Annotated in this window: 23 protein-coding genes and 1 tRNA gene; 18 read left to right on the top strand and 6 right to left on the bottom strand. The window is 48.2% G+C overall.

Annotated features, from left to right (window positions below; all coding sequences use genetic code 11):
- Together ACML7B_RS03285 and ACML7B_RS03290 are read left to right on the top strand one after the other, a co-directional pair.
- Positions 1 to 981: V-type ATP synthase subunit B (locus ACML7B_RS03285; RefSeq protein WP_418539307.1), on the top strand; the 981-nt coding region annotated here is incomplete at its 5' end.
- A gap of 25 nt (positions 982 to 1,006) precedes the next feature.
- Positions 1,007 to 1,630 carry a V-type ATP synthase subunit D gene (locus tag ACML7B_RS03290; protein ID WP_106789278.1) on the top strand — a complete coding sequence of 208 codons (624 nt, stop codon included), beginning with the start codon at positions 1,007 to 1,009 and terminating at the stop codon, positions 1,628 to 1,630.
- Positions 1,631 to 1,700: 70 nt separating this feature from the next.
- Here ACML7B_RS03290 and proC read toward each other — a convergent pair whose 3' ends face one another.
- The 4 genes from proC to ACML7B_RS03310 form a co-directional block, all read right to left on the bottom strand.
- On the bottom strand, positions 1,701 to 2,498 hold the full coding sequence (proC, locus tag ACML7B_RS03295) for a pyrroline-5-carboxylate reductase (RefSeq protein WP_418539308.1): 798 nt from the start codon (positions 2,496 to 2,498) through the stop codon (positions 1,701 to 1,703).
- An 84-nt stretch (positions 2,499 to 2,582) separates the two neighbouring features.
- Positions 2,583 to 3,815 (bottom strand): amidohydrolase, encoded by a 1,233-nt coding sequence (locus ACML7B_RS03300; RefSeq protein ID WP_418539309.1) that lies wholly within the window; start codon positions 3,813 to 3,815, stop codon positions 2,583 to 2,585.
- 32 nt (positions 3,816 to 3,847) lie between these two features.
- On the bottom strand, positions 3,848 to 4,546 hold the full coding sequence (locus ACML7B_RS03305; RefSeq protein WP_418539310.1) for an L-2-amino-thiazoline-4-carboxylic acid hydrolase: 699 nt from the start codon (positions 4,544 to 4,546) through the stop codon (positions 3,848 to 3,850).
- Between the two features lie 121 nt (positions 4,547 to 4,667).
- On the bottom strand, positions 4,668 to 5,183 hold the full coding sequence (locus ACML7B_RS03310) for a DUF6512 family protein (RefSeq protein ID WP_418539311.1): 516 nt from the start codon (positions 5,181 to 5,183) through the stop codon (positions 4,668 to 4,670).
- Positions 5,184 to 5,360: 177 nt separating this feature from the next.
- Between ACML7B_RS03310 and ACML7B_RS03315 the strand changes: the two genes are divergently transcribed.
- Positions 5,361 to 5,433, top strand: a tRNA-Lys gene (locus ACML7B_RS03315).
- Between the two features lie 329 nt (positions 5,434 to 5,762).
- Positions 5,763 to 6,143 carry a hypothetical protein gene (locus tag ACML7B_RS03320; RefSeq protein ID WP_418539312.1) on the top strand — a complete coding sequence of 127 codons (381 nt, stop codon included), beginning with the start codon at positions 5,763 to 5,765 and terminating at the stop codon, positions 6,141 to 6,143.
- Between the two features lie 44 nt (positions 6,144 to 6,187).
- Here the strand turns inward: ACML7B_RS03320 and ACML7B_RS03325 are convergent, their stop codons facing one another.
- Positions 6,188 to 6,475 carry a helix-turn-helix domain-containing protein gene (locus ACML7B_RS03325; protein WP_418539313.1) on the bottom strand — a complete coding sequence of 96 codons (288 nt, stop codon included), beginning with the start codon at positions 6,473 to 6,475 and terminating at the stop codon, positions 6,188 to 6,190.
- Positions 6,476 to 6,622: 147 nt separating this feature from the next.
- Here ACML7B_RS03325 and ACML7B_RS03330 point away from each other — a divergent pair, with 147 nt between their 5' ends.
- The 9 genes from ACML7B_RS03330 to ACML7B_RS03370 all read left to right on the top strand — a co-directional run bounded on the left by ACML7B_RS03330 (position 6,623) and on the right by ACML7B_RS03370 (position 14,357).
- Positions 6,623 to 7,024, top strand: coding sequence for a hypothetical protein (locus ACML7B_RS03330; protein ID WP_418539314.1), 402 nt, complete (start codon positions 6,623 to 6,625; stop codon positions 7,022 to 7,024).
- A 30-nt stretch (positions 7,025 to 7,054) separates the two neighbouring features.
- Positions 7,055 to 7,498 carry a hypothetical protein gene (locus ACML7B_RS03335; protein ID WP_418539315.1) on the top strand — a complete coding sequence of 148 codons (444 nt, stop codon included), beginning with the start codon at positions 7,055 to 7,057 and terminating at the stop codon, positions 7,496 to 7,498.
- A gap of 23 nt (positions 7,499 to 7,521) precedes the next feature.
- Positions 7,522 to 8,085, top strand: coding sequence for a hypothetical protein (locus tag ACML7B_RS03340; RefSeq protein WP_418539316.1), 564 nt, complete (start codon positions 7,522 to 7,524; stop codon positions 8,083 to 8,085).
- A 641-nt stretch (positions 8,086 to 8,726) separates the two neighbouring features.
- Positions 8,727 to 9,104 (top strand): hypothetical protein, encoded by a 378-nt coding sequence (locus ACML7B_RS03345; protein ID WP_418539317.1) that lies wholly within the window; start codon positions 8,727 to 8,729, stop codon positions 9,102 to 9,104.
- Positions 9,101 to 9,661 carry a hypothetical protein gene (locus tag ACML7B_RS03350; RefSeq protein ID WP_143931073.1) on the top strand — a complete coding sequence of 187 codons (561 nt, stop codon included), beginning with the start codon at positions 9,101 to 9,103 and terminating at the stop codon, positions 9,659 to 9,661. The genes ACML7B_RS03345 and ACML7B_RS03350 overlap by 4 nt, the downstream gene beginning before the upstream one ends.
- A gap of 14 nt (positions 9,662 to 9,675) precedes the next feature.
- Positions 9,676 to 10,257: a DUF1643 domain-containing protein gene (locus ACML7B_RS03355; protein ID WP_418539318.1), complete on the top strand. Its 582-nt coding sequence runs from the start codon at positions 9,676 to 9,678 to the stop codon at positions 10,255 to 10,257.
- A 410-nt stretch (positions 10,258 to 10,667) separates the two neighbouring features.
- Positions 10,668 to 11,087, top strand: coding sequence for a hypothetical protein (locus ACML7B_RS03360; RefSeq protein ID WP_418539319.1), 420 nt, complete (start codon positions 10,668 to 10,670; stop codon positions 11,085 to 11,087).
- A complete protein-coding gene (locus tag ACML7B_RS03365; protein WP_418539320.1) occupies positions 11,077 to 13,095 on the top strand; it encodes a DUF927 domain-containing protein in 2,019 nt (672 codons plus the stop codon). Before ACML7B_RS03360 ends, ACML7B_RS03365 begins: the two co-directional genes overlap by 11 nt.
- 65 nt (positions 13,096 to 13,160) lie before the next feature.
- Positions 13,161 to 14,357: a tyrosine-type recombinase/integrase gene (locus ACML7B_RS03370; RefSeq protein WP_418539321.1), complete on the top strand. Its 1,197-nt coding sequence runs from the start codon at positions 13,161 to 13,163 to the stop codon at positions 14,355 to 14,357.
- A 641-nt stretch (positions 14,358 to 14,998) separates the two neighbouring features.
- Here the strand turns inward: ACML7B_RS03370 and ACML7B_RS03375 are convergent.
- Complete coding sequence (locus ACML7B_RS03375) at positions 14,999 to 15,592, bottom strand: TetR/AcrR family transcriptional regulator (RefSeq protein WP_072524545.1); 594 nt, start codon at positions 15,590 to 15,592, stop codon at positions 14,999 to 15,001.
- A gap of 184 nt (positions 15,593 to 15,776) precedes the next feature.
- On the opposite strand from ACML7B_RS03375, the gene ACML7B_RS03380 reads away from it, so the two are divergent.
- From ACML7B_RS03380 to tenA, 5 genes are all read left to right on the top strand, one after another.
- Positions 15,777 to 18,173 (top strand): YhgE/Pip family protein, encoded by a 2,397-nt coding sequence (locus ACML7B_RS03380; RefSeq protein WP_418539322.1) that lies wholly within the window; start codon positions 15,777 to 15,779, stop codon positions 18,171 to 18,173.
- A gap of 294 nt (positions 18,174 to 18,467) precedes the next feature.
- Positions 18,468 to 18,671 carry a hypothetical protein gene (locus ACML7B_RS03385; RefSeq protein WP_418539323.1) on the top strand — a complete coding sequence of 68 codons (204 nt, stop codon included), beginning with the start codon at positions 18,468 to 18,470 and terminating at the stop codon, positions 18,669 to 18,671.
- Between the two features lie 170 nt (positions 18,672 to 18,841).
- On the top strand, positions 18,842 to 21,031 hold the full coding sequence (gene nrdD, locus ACML7B_RS03390; protein ID WP_418539324.1) for an anaerobic ribonucleoside-triphosphate reductase: 2,190 nt from the start codon (positions 18,842 to 18,844) through the stop codon (positions 21,029 to 21,031).
- An 8-nt stretch (positions 21,032 to 21,039) separates the two neighbouring features.
- Positions 21,040 to 21,561 carry an anaerobic ribonucleoside-triphosphate reductase activating protein gene (nrdG, locus tag ACML7B_RS03395; protein ID WP_418539325.1) on the top strand — a complete coding sequence of 174 codons (522 nt, stop codon included), beginning with the start codon at positions 21,040 to 21,042 and terminating at the stop codon, positions 21,559 to 21,561.
- A gap of 36 nt (positions 21,562 to 21,597) precedes the next feature.
- Positions 21,598 to 22,272, top strand: coding sequence for a thiaminase II (gene tenA, locus ACML7B_RS03400; RefSeq protein ID WP_346707306.1), 675 nt, complete (start codon positions 21,598 to 21,600; stop codon positions 22,270 to 22,272).
- Positions 22,273 to 22,304 lie beyond the last annotated feature (32 nt).

The raw sequence follows: 22,304 nt of genomic DNA on the forward strand, positions 1-22,304 counted from the left end.
GGGCTGACCACACTGATCCGCGGGCAGAAGCTGCCGATCTTCTCCGGAAATGGTCTTCCTCACGACCAGCTTGCGGCGCAGATCGTAAAGCAGGCGTCTCTGGGAGAGGATTCGGAAGAAGAGTTTGCCATCGTGTTCGGCGCTATGGGCGTAAAGCATGATGTGGCGGAGTTCTTCCGCAAGACCTTTGAAGAAAGCGGGGTTTCCGACCATGTGGCTATGTTCCTGAACCTGGCAAACGACCCGGTGGTGGAACGTCTGATCACCCCCAAGGTGGCCCTTACCGTGGCGGAATACCTGGCGTTTGAATGTAACATGCACATTCTGGTCATCCTGACAGATATGACCTCATTTGCAGAGGCGCTGCGTGAGGTTTCCTCTTCCAAGGGCGAGATCCCTTCCAGAAAAGGATATCCGGGATACTTATACAGTGAACTGGCCACCATTTATGAAAGGGCCGGTATCGTGGAAGGAGCCAGCGGGTCTGTGACCCAGCTGCCGATCCTGACCATGCCCAACGACGACATTACCCATCCAATCCCGGATCTGACCGGTTACATCACAGAAGGCCAGATCGTTCTGGACCGGAACCTGCACGGGCAGAGCGTCTATCCGCCCATCAGCGTGTTGCCGTCGCTGTCCCGTCTGATGAAGGACGGTATCGGCGCAGGCTATACAAGAGAAGACCATCAGGGGCTGGCAAACCAGCTGTTCTCCGCCTACGCCAAGGTGGGGGAGGCCAGGAACCTGGCTTCCGTTATCGGAGAAGACGAGCTGTCGCCTCTGGATAAACAGTATCTGAAATTCGGGCAGGAATTTGAGAAACGCTATATTGGCCAGGGGCCCACAGAGAACCGGACCATCCAGGAGACGCTGGATCTGGGCTGGGAGCTTCTGGGACTTCTGCCGAAAGAGGAACTGGACCGGATCGATACGAAGCTGGTTGACCTTTACTACCATCCGGCGAAAGAAGAAGCGTAGATCGCAGGGAAAAGGGAGGCATTTTATGGATCCAAGAGAATTTCCCACCAAGGGTAATCTGATGCTTGCGAAGAATTCCCTTGCTCTTGCCCACCAGGGCTACGACTTGATGGACAAGAAGCGGAATATCCTTCTGCAGGAACTGATGAGCCTGATCGATGAAGCAAAAGAAATCCAGGAAAAGATCGATACTACATTTACCAAAGCCTATGCCTGCCTGCAGCGGGCCAATATCGAGCACGGGATCAGCAAGGTGCAGGAGCTGGCGTATACGGTTCCTATCGAGGAATCCATCCGGATCCAGACCCGGAGTATCATGGGGACGGAGATCCCTCATGTGAAGTATGACGCGAAGCAGAACGACCTTACGTATTCCTTTAGCACCACCCATGAATCCATCGATATCGCCCGGGAGGCATTCCGGGAGGTGAAGGATCTGACCATCAAGCTGTCTATGGTGGAAAACGCGGCGTATCGCCTGGCGACTAATATCAAGAAGACTCAGAAACGGGCCAACGCACTGAAGAACATTACGATTCCCATGTACAGCAATCTGGTATATACGATCAATAATGCGCTGGAAGAAAAAGAACGAGAAGAATTTACCCGGCTGAAAGTCATCAAGAGGATGCAGACCGGGGGAAAATAATCAAAAAGGGACAGGGTATTTTCAATCTGGGACGTGGTATTTTTAAAAATACCACGTCCCCAATTGTTTTCTACAGCTTCCGGGACTTCTCGGCGCCGGCGTTGATGCAGTCGATCACTGCGGCGCGCATGCCGCCCCGCTCCAGGGCTTCGCAGCCTTCGATGGTGGTTCCTCCGGGGGAGGTGACCATATCTTTGAGCTGTCCGGGATGGATATTTTTTTCCAGGATCATCTTGGCGGTGCCAAGGCAGGTCTGGGCAGCCAGGCGATAGGCTGTGGCCCGGGGAAGGCCCTGTTTTACGCCGCCGTCCGCCATGGCTTCGATAAACATGGCCACATACGCCGGACCGCCGCCGCTTAAGCCGCATACTGCGTCGATCAGGTGCTCGGGCACCAGTTCTACAATGCCGATGGCCTCGAAGAGGGCGATGGCAGCTTTTTGTTCTTCTTCGGTAAGATCGTTGTCAGAGCACAGGGCGAAAGCGCCTTCGAATACCATGGCCGGGGTGTTGGGCATGGTGCGCAGGATCCGGGGAGTGCCGGAGATCATTGCGCGGAGCCGTTCCGCAGTGATGCCGGCCACGATAGAGACGATGGCCTTTCCGTTCAGAGCATCCTGGCATTTGGCCAGGGTTTCCGGGGTATACTGAGGCTTGACTGCAAGAAGGATGATGTCGCTCTTCTGGCAGAGGTCCACACAGTCTTTGGCAAGATTCACGCCCCACTGGGCCGCCCGCTCCATGGCGGCAGAGCTGACGTCATAGACATAGGCGTTTTCTTTGGGGAGCACGCCGCTTTCAAGGGCGCCGGAGAGGATGGCTCCTCCCATGTTTCCACAGCCGATCAGGCCGATTTTCTGTGTGATCATAAAAATTCCTCCTTAGATTATGTGATGTTATTTTCAAAAAGGGACAGGGTATTTTCAATCTGGGACGTGGTATTTTCGAAAATACTACGTCCCCAACCAGAGAAGTGTGCCCTCTGCCATACACCTTGCGGCGTACAGCATCCCTTTGTGTCCGATGCTCATGCCTGCCTGTCTGGCGGCAGCCCAGTGGTGGAGCGGCGTCCCCAGGCACATGGTGGCGGCGCTTATGGTGATCAGGGGAACGGTGTGGCTTACTTCGGAGGCGTCGGTGCCGATGGAGATGGGAACGGGCTCGTCCTCCAGAGGTTCCAGGCCGCGGAAATATTCGCCCTGATTATTGAATCCGGCTTCTTCGCTGATCCTGGCGGCAAAATCCAGCTCCTCCCGGGTGTATTCCGGGGTGGGGATGTGGGTCATGGCCTCATAGTACAATTCGGTGAGAGGCCGGTAGATTTTCATCTCCTTGCAGCTTGACACCAGCTCGATATCTACGGTGGTGCCGGTCATAAGGGCGGCGCCTCTGGCGCAGTCATCCACCCGCCGGGAAGCGTCGTCAGTGCGGGAGCGCAGGCTGGAGCGGATAAAGTAGTTGGTCTTGGCAAGATCGGGCACTACATTGGCGGGCTGCCCGTTGTCAATATAGGCATAATGCATCCGCACGTCGCCGGGCACATGTTCCCGCAGGTAGTTGACTCCGATATTCATAAGTTCTGCCGCGTCCAGGGCGCTTCGCCCGTCTTCCGGAGACTTGGACGCATGAGCGCTGACGCCGTGGAAGGTGTAGTTCTTGATGTCCTGGGCTTGCCAGATGTCATTGCTGACCCGGTTGCGGTCGAAGGGGTGCCAGGTGACGGCCAGATCCAGGTCATCGAACACGCCGGCCTGGTTCATGACGATCTTGCCGGACATGATCTCTTCCGCCGGGCAGCCGTAGACCCGCAGAATGGCCGGGACCCCGCTTTGCTCCAGTTCTGATTTCAGAGCGCAGGCAGCGGCGGCGGCGCCGGTCCCTAAGAGGTTGTGACCGCAGGCGTGTCCCAGCTCCGGCAGAGCGTCGTATTCCGCCAGGAAGCCGATGACGGGCGCCTGGCTGTCTGTATTCTGCCAGCTGGCGAGGAAGGCGGTCTTGATCCCGGCGGTTCCCCGCTCCACGGTGAACCCGTGCCGTTCCAGGAATTGTGCCAGATATTCTGACGACCGTGTTTCCTGATACGCCAGTTCCGGATGCTGGAAAATGTAGTCTGCTGTCCGGATCAGTTCTTCCTGATGGTCAGAAAGCCAGGAGGCGATCCGGTTGGTTGTGTGTTGTTGTTCCATAGTTTTGTTCCTTTCCCGGTCTGATCCGTCCTTTAAGCGGGATAGACGCCTTCCAGGACATCCAGATATTCCTGTCCGAAGGTGCGGACATAATCTTCCAGGGCCAGTTCCACCGCTTTCTCACCATCGTCTCCCAGATCTTCGATAAGGGTTTCGCTGATGGTGTATTTCAGATGGGCGGTGTGGAAGTTGAAGTCCTTCATACAGGAAGCACCCAGTTCCTTCTTCTTAGCGGTCAGGGCCTGGTTTTCCTCCGGGCTTAAGGGAGCGCCCCAGTCGAACTCGCAGCGCTCTCCGCCCCAGCTCATGGCCGTCGCGGTGGGGGTGCAGACGTATTTGTCCTGAAATCCCTGATATACAGCGTTGTCTACGTTGACGCAGTAATATTTCCCGTATTCGGTGAGGCCGTGTTTGGCCCAGGCGTCACACCAGGCACATTTGGAAATGTAGGTCTGGAGGGTGGGCTCTGTGCGAAACTGGCCAAATTCCATCTGGCCTTCATAATCCGGCTTCCATTCGCCGTAGGCCTGGTTGGTCATTACGTTTGGTTCGTCTCCGCGGGCAAGGGCGTTGGCGGCCATCCGCTGTCCCCGTTCATTTCCATAGATGGTCATACCGCGGAGAATGGATTCCTTCCCCGCTTCGCCGCAGAGCTCAATGGCCCGTTTGGAGAGGAAGGCGAACAGGATGGCGTGGTGCTCGATCCTGCAGGAAACAGGTTGATCTGTCATAGCAGTACTCCTTTCCCGGCGCAGAAATCACAGGCTGCGCCGCTTGTCTGTCACTAAGGAGATTATACTACAAATTGAGAAGGTTTGCAGGCGGAATTGCAGGAATTGTCAGAAAAACTGATCATGCATAAGGGAAAAAGAGAGGGATGCCCGGCGGGAAGCAGGTAAAGACAAAGAAGAAAAATATACCGGCACCCCACAGAGTGAAGATCACATTTGCCGAAGGGATCTGCTTCAGAGCGCGGAAAAAGAACCGGGCGGCGGAAAAGCTGAGAACCACGCCGAGAAAAAAGATCAGAAGATCCAGGATCAGAGCGTGGGAACCCCAGATACCGGTGTAGGTGTAGAAAGTAACCAGAGTGAAGGCCATTCCACAAACCACGCCGAGAAAACGGCAGTAGAAAAAACGCCTGTCCCGGAAGCGGCACAAGGCGGTCCAAAGAGTGACAAAAAGAAACGGGAAAAATAAAAGCTTCAGGTGCTCCCAGGGGGATTCGTTGATGGGGCAGAACAGGGCGGCAAAGGAAGAGCCTCCGGTCCAGTCGTAGAGGAAATGGTTGAGAGAACCCAGGATAGCTACGGCAAGGATGAAAGGGAGATCCCGCCGGTCTGTATGTTTGAAGATGTGTGCATCCATAAATACCTCCGTGAGAAGCGGCGTGATTTTGAGAGACTTGCCGCCCTGGCATCAATATATGCGAGCCGGAGAGAAAAAATACTAAAAAAATAGAAAAAAGCACTTGCAAAGCCCGCAAATCTGTTATATAATATCATTTGCGTTGAGACAAACAGACGTGAAAAAACAACAGAAAATGCGCGATTAGCTCAGCTGGCAGAGCACCTGACTCTTAATCAGGGTGTCCAGGGTTCGAACCCCTGATCGCGCACTTAGAAATCGCTGTTTTTGCGGACATTGCGAGCCGTGGGGACGGCGGTTTTTTTGTGCCGAAAATGGCGGATTTGCGAGGTTTCCATGCTTGCGACAGAAAAAGCACGAGGCAGAGCAAGACGAAAAGAAAAATTGGACGGGAAACAAAAATGTGGCGCGAAATCCGTCGCGAGTTCGTCGCGAGCAAAATAAATAGTCCAAGTTGATAGTGAAAATTAATTGCAGAATTGACAGCAGATGTATCTGGAAAGATACCTGCTGTTATTTTTTTGTAGATTTTTAAAACGTATATTATGTTTTTGATGTAGCAGAAGGAGGTGAGGAAGAATGTACATCAAAATATATACAAAAAGTCAGTTGGTGCTTCTTAGGAGTGTAAACCGTCTGTTCCGTAAGAAGTACAGACTGCCACAGGAAATCCTGAACAGAGTCGAGGCAATCCTCATGGTAAAGAAGTTGGGAGAGCACGGCTTTGTAGCAGTCCTGCTTGATCCTGTGGAGAACGACATGACAGGGATTGAGGATGTTCTGAATTGTTATCCTTACATTCTCAAAGATAACGAAGATGTAGAAAATATTTCGGTTGATGAGTCAGACACATGGCTGACAAAAGGAAAGGAGTGGTACATGGATACTTTAAAAATTAAAGGAGAAAAAAGCTGGATATATGTGCTCTATTCAATGACAATGCAGAGGATATATAAATAGGTAGATATGAAGAGAGCTGATACATGTTCGAGAAAGGTATCAGCTCATTTCTTGTGTTTCATAGCCTGTAACAAGTTTTTTACAGCAGTTTTTTCTTCTTCTGTTAGTCCAGAGAGGTCAATGCCTGAAGGAGATTCGAGTCCGAGGAGATAATCAGTGCTGACTCGAAAGAGTTTTGCGATTTGTATAAGGACATCATATGAAGGCAGACGCAAATCATTTTCATAAGCACTGATAACGGACTTCGTGAGGTTGAGTCGCTTGGCGAGTGTTGCTTGTGTCATGTCATTTTCAATTCGTAGATTCTTTAAACGTTTCCCTATTTTATCCATATGAATACCTCCATTGGTATAGTACAATGAATATGGTTTTCTATTGGTGGAATAAATATTTAATTAGTTGACTCGCAAGGGTTTCTGATATACAATAATTTTTGAAAAGTTATATGCATTATACGGATACAATTATGGAGGAATACAATGGTGCAATCTGCAAAAGATTTAGGAGAAGCATTGAAAAGAGGAGATGACAGCATAGAAATAGAGGGGGATTTGAAAGAGCCTGTCATAAAGATTAAAGCGACAGGAAAAGGTGTGTGGGCTGTTTGTATCGTGGGTATAGGTGTTACGATAGCTGGAGTGGCGGTGACTGTGGGATCAGGAGGAGCAGGTTCGGCTCCAGCGGCATTAATTTCGACTCCCGCAATGGCAAGTACAGTAGCTATATTAGGTGTTCCGACAGCTATAGTGGCATTGAGTATAGCATTGGCAGGAGGAGGGGTAGGTGTTTTGAATCATCTGATGAAAGACTATGATATAAAAAGAATATCAGATGAAAAAATTATTCTTCAACGAAAGAAAAATGAAAAAAACAAGTGTTAGGTAAAGAACGAATGAAAAGAGGTGAATACAATGTTTTATTACTGTGCAAAATGTGCAAATATCAAAAAAATTACAAAAGCGAATGATACCGAGCCTTGCGAAGTGTGTGGAACCACTATGCAGCCTGTTCCGGCAGAGTACCTAATGCCAAATGGTAATTTCTTCAAGTCTCAGGATGTACGGCAGAACTTCATTTCTGCAATTCAGTCATCAGATACATATGATCCTGAGATTGGTGGGAAAAAGGAGGAAGTAAAACGTGAGATTGAGGAAGAGAAGCAACAGCGAATTCAGGAAATGAACCAGAAGATGGAACAGGAGCAGTTTCATCTGACCTGCCCAGTCTGCGGCAGTCACAGCGTACAGAAGATTTCAACCGTAGGAAAATATGCAAAGATAGGTGCATTTGGAATACTTGGTGCAGATGATCTTGGAAAAAGATGGAAATGTAAGGTATGTGGAGCTAAATTTTAAATTACGAAAGGAAAGTGAAAGAGATGGGATTTTTTGATAAGGCTTTAAAAACGGCACAGGATATAGGAGACAGCATATCTACATCAGCAGTAAAGGCAGGTTCTTCTGTTGGTGTAGCGGCGCAGGATAACGCAGAATTAAGTGCGATAAAAATGCAGATTAATGTAATTGAGCAGGAACTTAATGCCGCATATGCGCAGATTGGAAAGAAATATGTGGATTATGTCAGTGAGACAGGGGATATGGGAGGACTGGATGTCACAGACCTGCTTACCATGATGGATCCCAAACTTACAAGAAAACAAGAACTGGAAGCACAGTTGATTGAACTTGAGAAACGTATGAAACAGAATGCTGTTCTCAGAGATAAGGCAAAAGCTGAAGAAGAGTTCCAGGAAGAAAAGACGAAACTCGACAGGGCGTTGGCAATGGATGTCATCTCTCAGGATGAATATAATTACAAGATTAGCGTTGCCAGAAAGAAAGTAGACAACTTTGAGGAAATCAGAAGAATCGAACAGCAGTGTGAGATGGGAATTATCACAAACGAAGAGAAAAATGCAAAGATTGAAGCGCTTACAAAGTAGAGAAAGCAATAGGTAGATAAATGTATACATTGATAGGCATTATATGGCTTGCCCTTAGTATTATAATAGCTATAAAGTGGTATAACAAAGCAGAAAAAAATATAATTCGCATGGGAAGCCCTATAAAGCGTTTGATATTCTCAGCTTGGGACTGGGTTCTTTATCTGATCGTTTCGGCTATTCTTGTAGCGGTAGTGCTGGGTATCCTGCTCGGAATACTGAATGTATGGGGGTGGATAATCGGACTGGTATGTATTGCAGGTATAGTGATATGGATGCTGGTGAAAAGAAAGCATTAAGGAGAAAATCGGTTCAGAAGAACGCGAAGAAGATAGTCAAGCATGAACGTCCGCCAGAGTTCAAAGGAAAAGCTAAAAGAATAAAAGGTTAATTATCCGGGCGCACGGCAGTTTTGTCGTGCGCCCGGACTATTTTTAGGAGGAGGCAAAATGAGTTCTTATATCATAGGTATAGGTGCAGGGGTTCTATTGTTTAATGTAGTATATATAAATATGCTTATGTGGGAGAGGTGGGAAGTATGAAAAAGGATGTAGATGTAAAAATGATAATTGCCGGAGTAACAATGACTGTTTCTATCATAAAATTAGTTATTCAGCACAGGGGGCAGGTGAAGCGGAAGAATGTATAGTATTGTATCGAATGAAGAAAAATTAAATCAACTTCAAAATAACTGCTCAATGCCGGAGGTTTTGAGTGATGAAAAAGTGTTCAAACGGCTTAGGGCTGATGTTGAATGTCTTAATGAAGCATATGGGGCTGACAGAGATTTACAGGCTGATCTTGGAGGTTTTGTAGTGGTGATATGGGGTGGTCGGAGCGAAGTACAAAATGAAGTTGAAAAAGTATTGACCCATCATAAACTTCACTTAGATGAATATGAGTACATGGATAAAATAATCTTGCCGGAACGTGACGATATAACAGTTACGTTCCGGCTTTTTCTATGTTCCTCAGACTATGCAGTGGAGATAGTGACGATAGAGGAGGTGGGAGAGTGACATTTGCAGAAAGATTAGAACGGGAGGAATGGTGGGATGAACAGGAAAGTCTCTTGAACTTGTCGGATATCAATATGCCGCCAGATTACTATACTGGAAGTAAATGGGAGTGGATTACTGAGATTACTGCCTACATATTCAGAGAGCCGGAAACTTGGCAGGACATATACAGACAGTATCTTGTTAAGGCACAGCAACAAGGAAACACGGAACATACAAGGCTGAATTATTACCGAGATGAAGAGGGATATATCCGCAGGGAGAGGGAAGATGAAACTTATTTGCAGATAAGTACAACAACGGCAGATGTCGCTGTACTTAAAAGGGTTGGAGAATGGATGTGTGTGAACAGTATAAAGTTTCGCTTGGAATATCTGGTCTACTGCGAGATGATCTCAGACCAACGTATTCAATGGCTGAAACGAATGGAGACGTGTATAAAGAAAGAGTTCTCAGAAGTGCATAGAGTTAGGATGGCTCATGGACTGGAAGAGGCACAATTTAACAAAACAGAGGTGTTCTATGATTTCTTGAACACTGTATACATCATACTTTGAATAGGAGGATTACCATGGAAAATACAGTAAAACAGACAGGACTTTTAGAGAAGACAGGAGTTTTTGACGAAGAATTGAAGAACAGATATGAACTTCATTTGACCTACAATGGTGTGAAAGGTAAAAGAGTACTTGTGATCTGTATGAATCCGGCTAGTGATAATATACAGGTCTTTGACAGCACTACAAATTATCTTCTGAATAATTTCGGGATGATGGGGTACTCGGATATAACAGTCTGGAATCTTTTCTCGAGGATATGCACTAAGCTGAAACCCTCTGAAATCACAGACAACAATAGAAACATGGAATATTTAAAAGAACTGTTACAGTCGTCATATGACGCGATCGTGATAAGCTGGGGGTGTACATTCATAGGGAATAAGAAAGTGGAGGCGGCCAAAAAAGAAGTGCTTGAATTGCTAAAACCTTTTGAAAAACAGGTGTATGAAATTGTGGATAAGGAGGGGAGATACTCGAACCTTTCATATACTCATGTACTCTTTGCAGGACAACGGTTCAGTGGAGCGTGGGATTTGAGACAGGTGAAATTAAAAAAAGAGGATAAGAGAATTGCGAAAAAGAAAAGTAAATAGTTGACAAAATCTACAAAATATTGGCATTTTACTTGACAAGTACGTTTGGAATGGCTATCCTTAAATCACAATTGAAAACTATGAAAGCCAAGAAAAGGCTTGTTTCATAAGAGAAGAAGTGGAGCCGTAGAGCAGTTGAAGAGTAAAAAATTAGAAACAAGTCGTGTCTCTGACAGTACATTCCAGAGAAGAGGACGCCCAGTAGATAAAATCTGAAACGTTATGAACGTGAGGGGTTGCGAGTACGCAGAGCACAGGTGGTACACGAATGTAAACAATTGCCGAAAAGCGATATAATTGTCGGTTTATTTGTTATACGTTCTGTGCTAGCTGTGCTCTTTTTTGTTGTCAAAAAAGAGAACGCCTTTCCGCTGTTTTCAGTTGAAACTTAAACAAAGGAGGTATCACAAATGATTGATACGAAAAACTTTCAGCCATTAAATCTGGAAGAAACAGGCAACAAAAAACATGGTGGGCGTAAGGGAGTGCTGACCCTAATTTGTTCTAAAAAGAACGGCAAAAGGCTGATGATTTCGAAAGAACTTGCGGAAACACTTGGATTGACTGATACGGTGAAGATCGGCTTCATAGGGAATAAGCTTGTGCTTGGCAAACACTTACCGGGAGATTCAAATGAGTTTTCATTAAAAAAGCAAGGAAAAAAACTTGTTGTATATTCTGCGGAAGTAGTACAAAAAATCGTAAAAACATTAGACCTGGAGTTTAATGGGAAGGTTAGCAAAACATGGTACAAGCCCTTACTGGACGAGCATGATAATTCGCCGGTGGCAATTCTTGAGGCAGAAGGGGGAGACAACTATGGAGAGTAACCAGAACATGAGGGCAGAAGAATCCTCGAAAGTGGAAATTGCTGAGACCTCTACTTGCTCAGAAGAACAAATTGAGGAGACACGTAAACTTCCTGACCCTTATATTGACAAAAGTGTTGGGATTCAGCATGGCATGTACGGTAAATGGATTTTTGATAAAAAAGCGGATGATTTTGTTTTCAACTACCTTGGAGCGGCTGTATATCTTCAAAAAACCATAGTCTATGCAGAGTCATTGAACCGTGAACTTGAACTATTTTTTTATGATCCCAAAGGCGAAAAGGTTACATTCAGTCTTCCTCGCGAGAAGATGACAGAGCAGTACATCTCAGAATTTACCCGAAAGGGGATTCAGGTTCAAAAAAAAAACATGGCTACTTTGCTGATGAGCATCTTCAATCAGGAAAAGGAAGCACCAGTAGAGATTCGACATAAAAAATTAGGATTTAGCGAGTATAATCACCAAAAAGTTTTTTTTGGAGCAAAGGGAATTGGGATAGATAGTACCTATGCTGGCAGGTTATCTATCCTTCCAATGGGGGATTATTCTGTCTGGAAGAAGATGTTAGAAGAGGAAGTCCTTGGTACTGATTTGGAGATAATAGTAGCAATTGCGGCCGCGGCTCCACTAATTGACTATCTGAAAGATTGGTCACATACGGGTAACTTGCTGACTGTTCTTGTAGGAGAATCTTCGACAGGTAAAACAACCGCTGGATGTCTTGCGGTATCATTGGGGGCTCGTTGTAGTTTTGGCGATAGTACAATGTTGACTTTTGCTGACAGTAAAAATTCGATAATGAATAGTATTTGCTCTTCATATCCGACTGTCATTGATGAAGGGTCTTTGGTGCGCTATAATCCGACATCCTTAATATATGAACTAGCAGAAGGAAGGGAAAAAGGCAGACTTACACGGGAATTAGAGAGAGCGGAAACGAACACTTTTAACACTTCAATTTTTATGACAACAGAGAAGAGTATTTTAGGAATGTGCGATCAGAACTCAGGATTACTTGTGCGTTGTCTTGAATTTGAGGAAGTTACCTGGACGAAGTCGGCTAAAAGCGCAGACCGTATAAAGGCGGTATGCGAACGAAATTACGGGTTTGTAATTGTTAATATAGCGACCTTACTGCTTCGTTATGAAACGACTGGAAAGATGCCAGAGATATTAGAGACATACAGTTGCTACCAACAACATTTTGTTGAACAGATGAGGGCAGAGGAAAAGTATACACCACTCACGGAAAGAATATGCAAGAATATAGCTATGATTGCCCTCGGTGCAGAGTTTTTTACAAAGGCTACTGGCATACAGATTGACCCAATGAAAATAGGAGAAAAAGTGCTTGGTTACACGGCAGTGTCTGACATTGAGAGACTGGATATTGGACGCAGGGCTTTAGACTATCTGGCTCAATATGTGACGGTGAATTATTCTAATTTCGTCTTGGGTGCACCGATTGACCCAGACGATCCATCCTTGCCCGAATTTGAGCAGGTGCATGTTCCAAGAGAATGCAAAGGGCGAATTACAAGTTTCCCTGCCAAACGTATAAAAGGCGGTGATTTTGTGGTGGCGGAAGTCTTTTTGTCGGAGCTCGTGTTCGATGATGTGTTATTGAGAGGAGGATTCCAGGACAAAAAAGTCATTCTGAAGAAATGGAAAGAAGGCGGTATCTTACACTGTGATAATGATAGGTACAAGTCTACATTTGAGATAGTTCGTAAACAGCCTGTAAAAGGCTATCGAATTTTTCTTCCGGCTTCATTGAATGACGCGCGAAGAGCAGAAAGTGCCGAGAGGAAGAAAAAGGAAGTGTTAGCAAGTGCTAATGCGCCTGAGACAGTTCAGATGGAACAGAAAACAAGACTGAGGAGTGCTAATAAAAATAAGCCGAGCAGTATAGATAAAACGAAGAAGGTTCAAAGCCATAAGATACTGCCACCAGTGGAAGACGAGATAGAGGGCTGGAAATACGAGGATAAATTTCTTGCAGATTAAAAAATTGGAGGGAAAGAGATTTTTCTTTCCCCCTCCGATAAAGATAAGAAGTGGAGGAAGAGATTGTGGCAAGACAAAGAACTATTACAGGCTCGGTGCGTCCGAGACCTAATAAAGATAACGTGAAATACTATGACGTAATCCTGGAACTAGGAACCGATCCACTTACAGGCAAACGTAAAAGAGTACGTTTTAAAAGTGATTCGGACGACAGGGAAGAGGCGGAAAATCTTCTTACGATAAAGAAGGCTGAATACCTCCAGGGCGATTTACTGCTTCCAAATGAGATGACGGTTAAAGATTTTATGGAAGAATATCTGGAGGACTATGTACGTGTTCAGGACAGTCCGGCGACAATGCGCGATTACAATACCAACATTGACCGTTACATCATCCCTATGTTTGGAAAGATTAAGCTTCAAAACCTCACCAAAGCTACTATCCAGAGAGTCTACAATGGGTGGCGTGAGAAATCTAATGCCAGCAATAAACCGCTTAAAGCCGAGTCGATACGGCATATCAATCGAATATTTAAAGCGGCTTTGAATGTGGCGTGTGAACTGGGGTACATTAAAACAAACCCGACCAAAAATGTAAAGATAGGCAAAGACCTTGTAACGAATCATCTCGATGTGTACACAACGGAAGAAATACAGGAATTGAAAAAGGCAGTAAAGGGAACAGACATGGAGCTTCCGGTAGCTCTTCTCTTTGACTGTGTCATGCGCCGAGGAGAACTGCTCGGACTGAGTTTTGATGATATTGATTTTGACAGTAAGATTGTCACCATTCAACATTCATGGGTGGAATCCGAGGACAGTAAGCATCCAGTACTGAAAGACTGCAAAACAGATGGCTCGTACAGGAAGATGGTCGTAAGTGACGAGACAATCCGGCTGTTGAAGCGTCAGCAGTTGCTTTGCAAACAAATCTGTCTCAGGGAAGGTAAGCGGTTCACAGGCAAGCAGAGAGTCGTTTGTAAACAAGATGGAGAGCCGTTTCTTCCCAAAAGTTTCACAAGGAAGTGGGCGGAGACTTTGAAGAAGCATGGACTGCGCCATATAAAACTGCATGGTACTCGTCATAGTGCTATTTCATGGTTACTGTCGCAGGGAGTGCCACTACATATCGTACAGGCGAGAGCAGGACATCAAGACCCGAAGATAACGCTCTCAGTGTATAGTCATGTGGCAAAGGATGATGAAAATCTGGTAGCTAATCTTATGGATGAAAAACTTTTCAAGAAGGTCTCAAATGAGTAAAAACATATAGGATGGCGCAGAAATGAGGATTTTGAACATCTGAAAAAATTGGAAAATAGCGTAATACAGCCCTTTTCAGGAGATGGCTACCACCTGATTACCATACTGGTTTTGTGTAGTTTGTTCTTTTTTGGCTGGCACGGTGGATGAGAAAGACCCGAAAACCCGTTTTCCCGTCCTGGAAAACTGAATGCGAAGAGAAAATTCATTAGAATTTTCTGCATTCAGGGGACGGGAAATCGGGGAATCGGGGATTTTCGAATCCAACCAGTGCCAGACCTTTAGGAAAGATTGGTGGAAAGAAACGTTGTCCATGAAAAGAAAGGCTTATTTGTAGCGAGTGGGCGCGGATTTCGTCGCGGATTTTTTGAGAAAAGATTATTTGAAAATGCAAACGGCTTGGAGGAACCTATATGGAAAAATTTGCCGCGAGTTTTTCTCTGTGAATGTCTCTTAATCAGGGTGTCCAGGGTTCGAACCCCTGATCGCGCACTTAGAAATCGCTGTTTTTGCGGACATTGCGAGCCGCGGGGACGGCGGTTTTTTTGCGTGAAGCAATGAGCAGCGCGGAGCGCGGAATCGAAGTGCGCGCTGCGAATGGAAGCAGAGAAAGAGCGCAGAGAAGATTTTCCCCGTAAATATCAGGAATGTCTTACGGAAAAGTCTGGATAGAACCCCCTCAGTGCGTTCATGATGAGCTTAAATGTAAGTTCGGCCATATGCTGGGGACTTACGGAAGATCCATCTGACAGCCAGGCCTTGACCAGGCCGATACAGCCGGAGAGACAGAAGGCGTAGTAGTATGTCAGATCATCCATCTTCTCCGGAAATGTTTCCTTCAGGGCGTTCAGGCTGTGCTCGGAGAGGATATTCTCAATCCGGTGCAGAAAAGAGATATCACCGTTGGGACCCAGGAGAGCGGCGCAGATATCCCGGTTTTCCGCGAGGATGGAAAAAATATCCTCGATGAACGGAAAGCTGTCTTCGTTGAACGGACTTACCGGATGGGTATGGATCAGATCTTCGATGTCTCCGGTCAGTTCGTTTTCAATCTTTTCCATCATGTCATAGATATCCGCATAGTGCAGATAGAAAGTGGAACGGTTGATGTCCACTTTTTCTACGAGTTCTTTGACCGTGATCTCTTTTAAACTCTTTTCTTTCAGAAGTTCGGCCAGTCCCTGACGGAGCTGGGCTCTTGTCTTGCGAACCCGCCGGTCCATATTTTTTGACATGAAACATTCCCTCCTTTAAAAATAATAGACACCGCATTGTTTGCTTATCCATTAACAGACAGAGTACTGCTGCATTAATGGTTGTATCTTTTTTATGATTTTACTATAATTCATGATGTTAAAAAAATCAACACAATATCTATTAATAGAGTTAATGTTGCAAAAAGAAAGGGGACAGGAGACAATGCTGAAGCAGGAATGGCGCAGGCTGTTTAAAAATAAGATTTTGCTGATTGTTACAGTCGCGGTCATCGCGATCCCGACAATCTATACCACACTTTTCCTTGGATCCATGTGGGACCCATACGGGAATATCGATAAACTTCCGGTAGCGGTCATCAACCATGACGTGCCGGTCACCTATGAAGATCAGAAACTGGATATCGGCGGAACGTTGATGGAGGAACTGAAACACAACGATTCTCTGGACTTTCAGTTTCCTTCAGAGACGGAGGCGCAGAGGGGCCTTGAGGACGGCACATACTATATGGTCATCACCATACCGGAGGAATTTTCGGCCCATGCCTCATCGCTGACAGACGCGCATCCGGAGAAGATGACGCTGGCTTATGAAACGAATCCAGGAACGAACTACATCGCGTCCAAGATGAGCGAGACGGCGATGAAGGAACTGGAGAGCTCAGTACGGGAAGAGGTTACAAAAACGTATACAGAAGTTCTGTTCGGCAAACTTGCGGAAGTGGGTGACGGAATGCGGGAAGCGGCGGATGGGTCGGGTGAACTGAAAACCGGAACGGATCAGCTGGCCGACGGAAATCAGACGATTACCGACAATCTGCGGGCTCTTTCGGACAGTTCCTTAGTATTTGTGGACGGAAGCCGGGAACTGGAAGTGGGGATTGGCCAGTATACGGACGGAGCCAGTGCGGCCGCGGCAGGGGCCAAGGAGCTGCAAAGAGGTGTAAATGCACTGGACAGTGGGGTAAATGGCGCGCAGAAAGGCGGTTCTGATCTGGCAGATGGCGCGGTGGATGTGGATGATAACATGACTGCGCTCAATGCCGGCCTGTCTGAACTGAACGCGGCGGCATCGGCCCTTCCCGATGCGGCGGATGCGCTGAATGACGGCGCGGCTTCATTAAGTGACGGCGCGCGGCAGCTCTCAGACGGGATTGCATCTCTGTCTGAAGGAGCGGCCAGCCTGAAGGACGGCGCAGATGCGCTTAATTCCGGCCTGCAGTCTGCTGCTTCCAATTCCCAGTCGCTGCGCAAAGGGGCGGCCGAGATCAGTCAGGCGCTGTCGACACTCGCCGGAGAGGAAGGCGTGCCGGAGGAAGTGAGGGCACAGATCACGGCAGTTCAGCAGCAGGCGGACACATTTTCCGCAAGCGTTTCCGCATACACATACGGTGTCGATGAAGGGGCGGCCGGGAGCGCACAGATTGCGGCGGAGATTCCAGATCTTCAAAACGGTATTTCCGCAGTACAGAGTGGCGCAGATTCCCTTAAGAACGGGATCGGCCAGCTTCAGACCGGCACTTCCGCATTGGCGGAACAGGCGCCGGCGCTGGCGGGAGGGATTTCCACTGCCGCATCAGGGGCGGATCAGCTTCAGAAGCAGGGAACATCGGCGCTCCGGAAAGGAGCTGCGGATCTGGACAGCGGTCTGGGAGAGCTGGCACAGGGAAGCGCGAAGCTGAAAGATGGAACGGATACGCTTGCCTCCGGAACCGGGCAGCTTACCTCGAACAGCAAATCGTTGACGGAAGGCGCGGCGAAACTAACAGATGGAGCCGGCCAGATCAGCAGCGGTGCGGGACAACTCGCTGACGGCAGCGGAGAACTAGGCGATGGGATCAGGCAGGTTTCGGAAGGCGCGGAGACGCTGTCAAAGGAACTGGGAAGCGGAGCGGAGCAGATCCGGGAGACGAACACATCGGATCAGGCGGCGGATATGTTTGCCGCACCGATAGATGCGGAAGAGACACAGATTACGGAGGTGGCCGACAACGGCCATGCTATGGCGCCGTATATGATGTCCGTAGGCTTGTGGGTCGGCTGTATCGCGTTCAGTCTGATGTATCCGCTGACCAGTTATGCCGGGCAGATGAAATCCGGTTTCCGCTGGTGGATCAGCAAGGCGTCCGTGCTCTATCTGACGGCAGTGCTCCAGGCAGTAGTTATGATCGGCGCACTGCATATATTCGATGGTTTTATACCTGTGGAAATGGGAAAGACAGTCCTGACAGCGTGCGCGGCGTCCTTTGCATTCATGTCGGTGATGTACTTCTTCACCAGCCTGCTGGGGCGCGTTGGAAGCTTCCTGATGCTGATCTTCATGGTGATCCAGCTGGCAGGTTCCGTGGGCACATACCCCTATGAACTGTCCGGATCATTTGTGCCGTATCTTCACGGCTGGGTACCGTTTACCTATACGGTGAAAGCGTTCCGCAGCGCCATAAGCGGCGGAGGAAGTATCCGGGGCTGCCTCATTTTCCTGCTGATCCTGTTCCTCGTATTTACAGGACTTACGATCCTGGAGTTCACTGTGCGGGCACGGAAAATGCAGGAAGGGAAGAACACCTGGATGGTATGGCTGGAAGAGCACGGACTGGCATAATGGATGAAATGTCTCTTAATCAGGGTGTGTTGCATGCAATTGAGCACACAGCGCTTACGATAAAGAAAAATTACAAAGGATTTCAGGAATATTGGAAAAGCATTTTGGATAGATTGATTTTGTCGAAGGTATATGGTATTATACCAATAGGCAAAAAGATACGATAGTTCCATTAGGAGCGACGAAAATCCCGGAGATGGCAGTCTCCGGGATTTTCTGTTCCGTACGATTTACAACAAATATTTGGCATGCTAAAATGTAGGAGAACCAAAAGCCGGAAGGGAGGAGATCAATATGTGTCAGGCGTTGAAGGAAATCTATGCAGACGGGGTAAGAGAAGGAAGAGAATCTGGAGAAAGAGCAGGGAAACGTACGGAGATCTTCTCTGTGGTAAAGCACATGACAGAGCATGGGTTTTCTCCGGAGGATATTGAACGTTACACTGGGATCTCCGGGAAGGAAATCCGGCGGGCGATGGAGACGCTGCAGGAGGCATAAGTGAAAAACAGGCGGAGGATGAGTGATTTCATCCTCTGTTTTTTATGACTTCAAAAAAGAAAAAAATTTCTCTTTCCTTTTTCCTTTGATTAGTGTATGATAGTACAGGACACTAAATATAGTAATCATAAATGACAAATATCAATATTTGGTATGTGAAGGGAGTAAACATGGACATTCAGGTAAGGACCAAAGTGATCAAGAGAAACGGGGAAGAGGTGGACTTCCACCTGGAGAAGATCGTCAACGCCATCAAGGCGGCCAATAAAGAGGTAGACAAGATCCACCAGATGAATGAGTATCAGATCATCGCCATCGCGGACAACATCGCGCTGAAGGTGCGGGACTTCACTCACGCGGTGAACGTGGAGGATATCCAGGATATGGTGGAGACAGGCATCATGGAGATGCGGGGGTACGAGGTTGCCCAGAAATACGTGCGCTATCGCTATAAGAGAGAACTGACCCGTAAGTCCAACACCACGGACAACGGGATCCTGTCTCTTCTGGATAATATCAATGAGGAAGTAAATCAGGAGAACTCCAATAAGAACCCGGTGATCAATTCCACTCAGCGGGACTACATGGCAGGAGAAGTGAGCAAGGACCTGACCAGAAGAGTCCTTCTCCCGGAGGAGATCGTGCGGGCCCATGAAGAGGGGATCATCCATTTCCACGATTCCGATTATTTTGCCCAGAGAGAGCACAACTGTGATCTTATCAACCTGGAGGATATGCTGCAGAACGGCACGGTGATCAGCGAGACTCTGATCGAGAAACCTCACAGCTTCTTCACGGCCTGCAACGTGACCACTCAGATCGTGGCGCAGGTGGCCAGTAACCAGTACGGCGGCCAGTCCTTTACCCTGGCCCATCTGGCGCCGTTCGTGGACATCAGCCGCCAGAAGACCCGCAAGAACGTGATCGCGGAGCGGGAGGCCTGCGGCGAGAGCCTGGATGAGAAGATCATCGACGCGGTGACGGAACGCCGTCTGAAGGAAGAAGTAAAGAGCGGGATCCAGACCATCCAGTATCAGCTGATCACCCTGATGACCTGTAACGGGCAGGCGCCCTTTGTCACGGTATTCATGTACCTGGACGAGGTGGAGGACGGGAAGATCCGGGACGATCTTGCCATGATCATAGAAGAAGTGCTGGTACAGCGGATGCAGGGTGTGAAGAATGAGAAGGGCGTGTGGATCACGCCGGCCTTCCCCAAGCTGATCTATGTGCTGGACGAGGATAATGTAACCGCGGATTCCAAATACTGGTACCTGACAGAACTGGCGGCAAAATGTACCGCGAAGCGGATGGTTCCGGACTATATCTCCGCCAAGATCATGAAGGAGCTGAAGCAGGGAGAGGTATATCCCTGTATGGGTTGCCGTTCCTTCCTGACGGTGGAGGATTCCCAGAGAAATGCGGACGGAAGTCACAAGTTCTACGGCAGGTTCAATCAGGGCGTGGTGACCATCAACCTGGTAGACGTGGCCTGCTCTTCCGAAGGGGATATGGACCGGTTCTGGGAGATCCTGGACGAGCGGCTGGAGTTGTGCCACCGGGCGCTCCGCTGCCGGCATGAGAGGCTTCTTGGAACGGTTTCCGATGTGGCGCCAATCCTGTGGCAGTATGGAGCCCTGGCCCGCCTGAAGAAGGGAGAGAAGATCGACAGGCTTCTTTATAATGGATACTCTACCATCTCCCTTGGCTATGCAGGACTCTATGAGATGTGCGTGCGGATGCTGGGCAAGACCCACACCGATCCGGAGGCCCAGCCATTTGCCATGCAGGTGATGCAGCGGCTGAACGATAAATGCACCCAGTGGAAAGAGGCGGAGCACATCAGTTATTCCGTATATGGAACGCCCATGGAGTCCACTACCTATAAATTTGCCAAATGTCTGCAGAAGCGGTTTGGCATCATCGAGGGCGTGACGGATAAAAACTATATCACCAACAGTTACCATGTGCATGTGTCCGAGGAGATCGACGCGTTCCACAAGCTGAAATTCGAGTCGGAGTTCCAGAAGCTGTCTCCGGGCGGAGCTATCAGCTATGTGGAAGTGCCCAATATGCAGGACAATATCCCGGCGGTACTGTCTGTGATGCAGTTCATTTACGATAATATTATGTACGCGGAGCTGAATACCAAGAGCGACTACTGTGAGTGCTGCGGCTACGACGGAGAGATCCAGATCAAGGAGGATGAATCCGGCAAACTGATCTGGGAGTGCCCCAACTGCGGCAATATGGATCAGGATAAGATGTTTGTGGCCCGCAGGACCTGCGGCTATATCGGAACCCAGTTCTGGAACCAGGGACGGACCCAGGAGATCAAGGACCGGGTACTGCACTTGTAGGAGAGACTATGTATTACGGAAATATCAAACCTTATGATATCGCGGATGGTCCGGGAGTCAGGGTAAGCCTGTTCGTCTCGGGCTGCCGCCATCACTGTAAGGGCTGTTTTAACGCGGAGACCTGGGATTTCCACTATGGACAGCCCTACACAAAGGAGACGGAGGAAGAGATCTTATCCCTTCTGTCTCCTTCTTATATCCAGGGATTCACCCTCCTTGGCGGAGAGCCCTTTGAGCCGGAGAACCAGCGGGAACTGGTGCATCTCCTTCGCAGGGTGCGGGAGACATTTCCCGGGAAGGACATCTGGTGCTATACCGGCTATACCCAGGATGTGGATCTGGTCCCCGGCGGGAAGGTGCATACGGAAGTGACGGAGGAGATGCTGTCTTATATCGACCGGCTGGTGGACGGGGAATTCGTGGAAGAGAAGAAAGATGTGACCTTAAAATTCCGGGGCAGCCAAAACCAGAGGATCCTGCGGAAGAAGGAAGCGGGCGGCTGGGAGGTTGACCTTGCTTACCGTCCCTAGAGGAGCCGTTGAAATATGACTTCAGGAGGAGAGAGAATGAAAGTATCACAGCGTTTGTACGAGAAGGCTCTTCCCATCTGGGAGAGTTATTTTACCCATCCCTTTATCCAGGGGATGGCGGACGGAACCCTGGCGAAGGATAAGTTCCAGTTCTATATGATCCAGGACCACAAGTACCTGATGGAGTACGCCAAAGTATTTGCCCTGGGGGTGATAAAATCCCGGGACGAGAAGGATATGCGGCTGTTTGCGGCCTTTATCGCGGATACTCTGAATACGGAAAATGCGGTGCACCAGTTCTTCTTAAAGGAGCTGGGGATCACCCAGGAGGACATCGAGCGCACGCCTATGTGCCTGAACAATGATTCTTACACCAATTATATGATCGCGGTGGCCATGAAGGAAGGCCTGGCGGAGCTGACCACGGCGGTGCTGGCCTGCTTCTGGAGCTACAAGCTGATCGGCGATTATATGGAGACCATCCCGGGAGCGCTGGAGCAGCCCTTCTACGGCAGGTGGTCAAGTACCTATGTAAGCGACGCCTTCCGGGGCGGCAATCAGACGGTGATCGATCTTCTGGACCGGCTGACAGAAGGGTACACAGAGGAGCAGATCCAGAACCTGGAGCATATCCTGATCAACTGCAGTAAATATGAGTATCAGTTCTGGGATATGGCCTGGACCAAAGGGGAGATGGATTACCGGCTATAGAAAGAATCTATAGAGCGGATGTATATTAAAAT

The organism is Massilistercora timonensis (genome assembly GCF_048354975.1).
Classification (GTDB): Bacteria; Bacillota; Clostridia; order Lachnospirales; family Lachnospiraceae; genus Massilistercora; species Massilistercora timonensis.

Bases quoted from the DNA above. Each gene is read 5' to 3' on its own strand.
- ACML7B_RS03385 (WP_418539323.1), top strand. From the start codon at position 18,468: ATGTGTCAGGCGTTGAAGGAAATCTATGCAGACGGGGTAAGAGAAGGA.
- ACML7B_RS03305 (WP_418539310.1), bottom strand. From the start codon at position 4,546: ATGACAGATCAACCTGTTTCCTGCAGGATCGAGCACCACGCCATCCTG.
- nrdG (WP_418539325.1), top strand. From the start codon at position 21,040: ATGTATTACGGAAATATCAAACCTTATGATATCGCGGATGGTCCGGGA.
- ACML7B_RS03365 (WP_418539320.1), top strand. From the start codon at position 11,077: ATGGAGAGTAACCAGAACATGAGGGCAGAAGAATCCTCGAAAGTGGAA.
- ACML7B_RS03290 (WP_106789278.1), top strand. From the start codon at position 1,007: ATGGATCCAAGAGAATTTCCCACCAAGGGTAATCTGATGCTTGCGAAG.
- tenA (WP_346707306.1), top strand. From the start codon at position 21,598: ATGAAAGTATCACAGCGTTTGTACGAGAAGGCTCTTCCCATCTGGGAG.
- ACML7B_RS03340 (WP_418539316.1), top strand. From the start codon at position 7,522: ATGGGATTTTTTGATAAGGCTTTAAAAACGGCACAGGATATAGGAGAC.
- ACML7B_RS03300 (WP_418539309.1), bottom strand. From the start codon at position 3,815: ATGGAACAACAACACACAACCAACCGGATCGCCTCCTGGCTTTCTGAC.
- ACML7B_RS03380 (WP_418539322.1), top strand. From the start codon at position 15,777: ATGCTGAAGCAGGAATGGCGCAGGCTGTTTAAAAATAAGATTTTGCTG.
- ACML7B_RS03325 (WP_418539313.1), bottom strand. From the start codon at position 6,475: ATGGATAAAATAGGGAAACGTTTAAAGAATCTACGAATTGAAAATGAC.
- nrdD (WP_418539324.1), top strand. From the start codon at position 18,842: ATGGACATTCAGGTAAGGACCAAAGTGATCAAGAGAAACGGGGAAGAG.
- ACML7B_RS03330 (WP_418539314.1), top strand. From the start codon at position 6,623: ATGGTGCAATCTGCAAAAGATTTAGGAGAAGCATTGAAAAGAGGAGAT.
- ACML7B_RS03320 (WP_418539312.1), top strand. From the start codon at position 5,763: ATGTACATCAAAATATATACAAAAAGTCAGTTGGTGCTTCTTAGGAGT.
- ACML7B_RS03355 (WP_418539318.1), top strand. From the start codon at position 9,676: ATGGAAAATACAGTAAAACAGACAGGACTTTTAGAGAAGACAGGAGTT.
- proC (WP_418539308.1), bottom strand. From the start codon at position 2,498: ATGATCACACAGAAAATCGGCCTGATCGGCTGTGGAAACATGGGAGGA.
- ACML7B_RS03360 (WP_418539319.1), top strand. From the start codon at position 10,668: ATGATTGATACGAAAAACTTTCAGCCATTAAATCTGGAAGAAACAGGC.
- ACML7B_RS03375 (WP_072524545.1), bottom strand. From the start codon at position 15,592: ATGTCAAAAAATATGGACCGGCGGGTTCGCAAGACAAGAGCCCAGCTC.
- ACML7B_RS03310 (WP_418539311.1), bottom strand. From the start codon at position 5,183: ATGGATGCACACATCTTCAAACATACAGACCGGCGGGATCTCCCTTTC.
- ACML7B_RS03345 (WP_418539317.1), top strand. From the start codon at position 8,727: ATGTATAGTATTGTATCGAATGAAGAAAAATTAAATCAACTTCAAAAT.
- ACML7B_RS03335 (WP_418539315.1), top strand. From the start codon at position 7,055: ATGTTTTATTACTGTGCAAAATGTGCAAATATCAAAAAAATTACAAAA.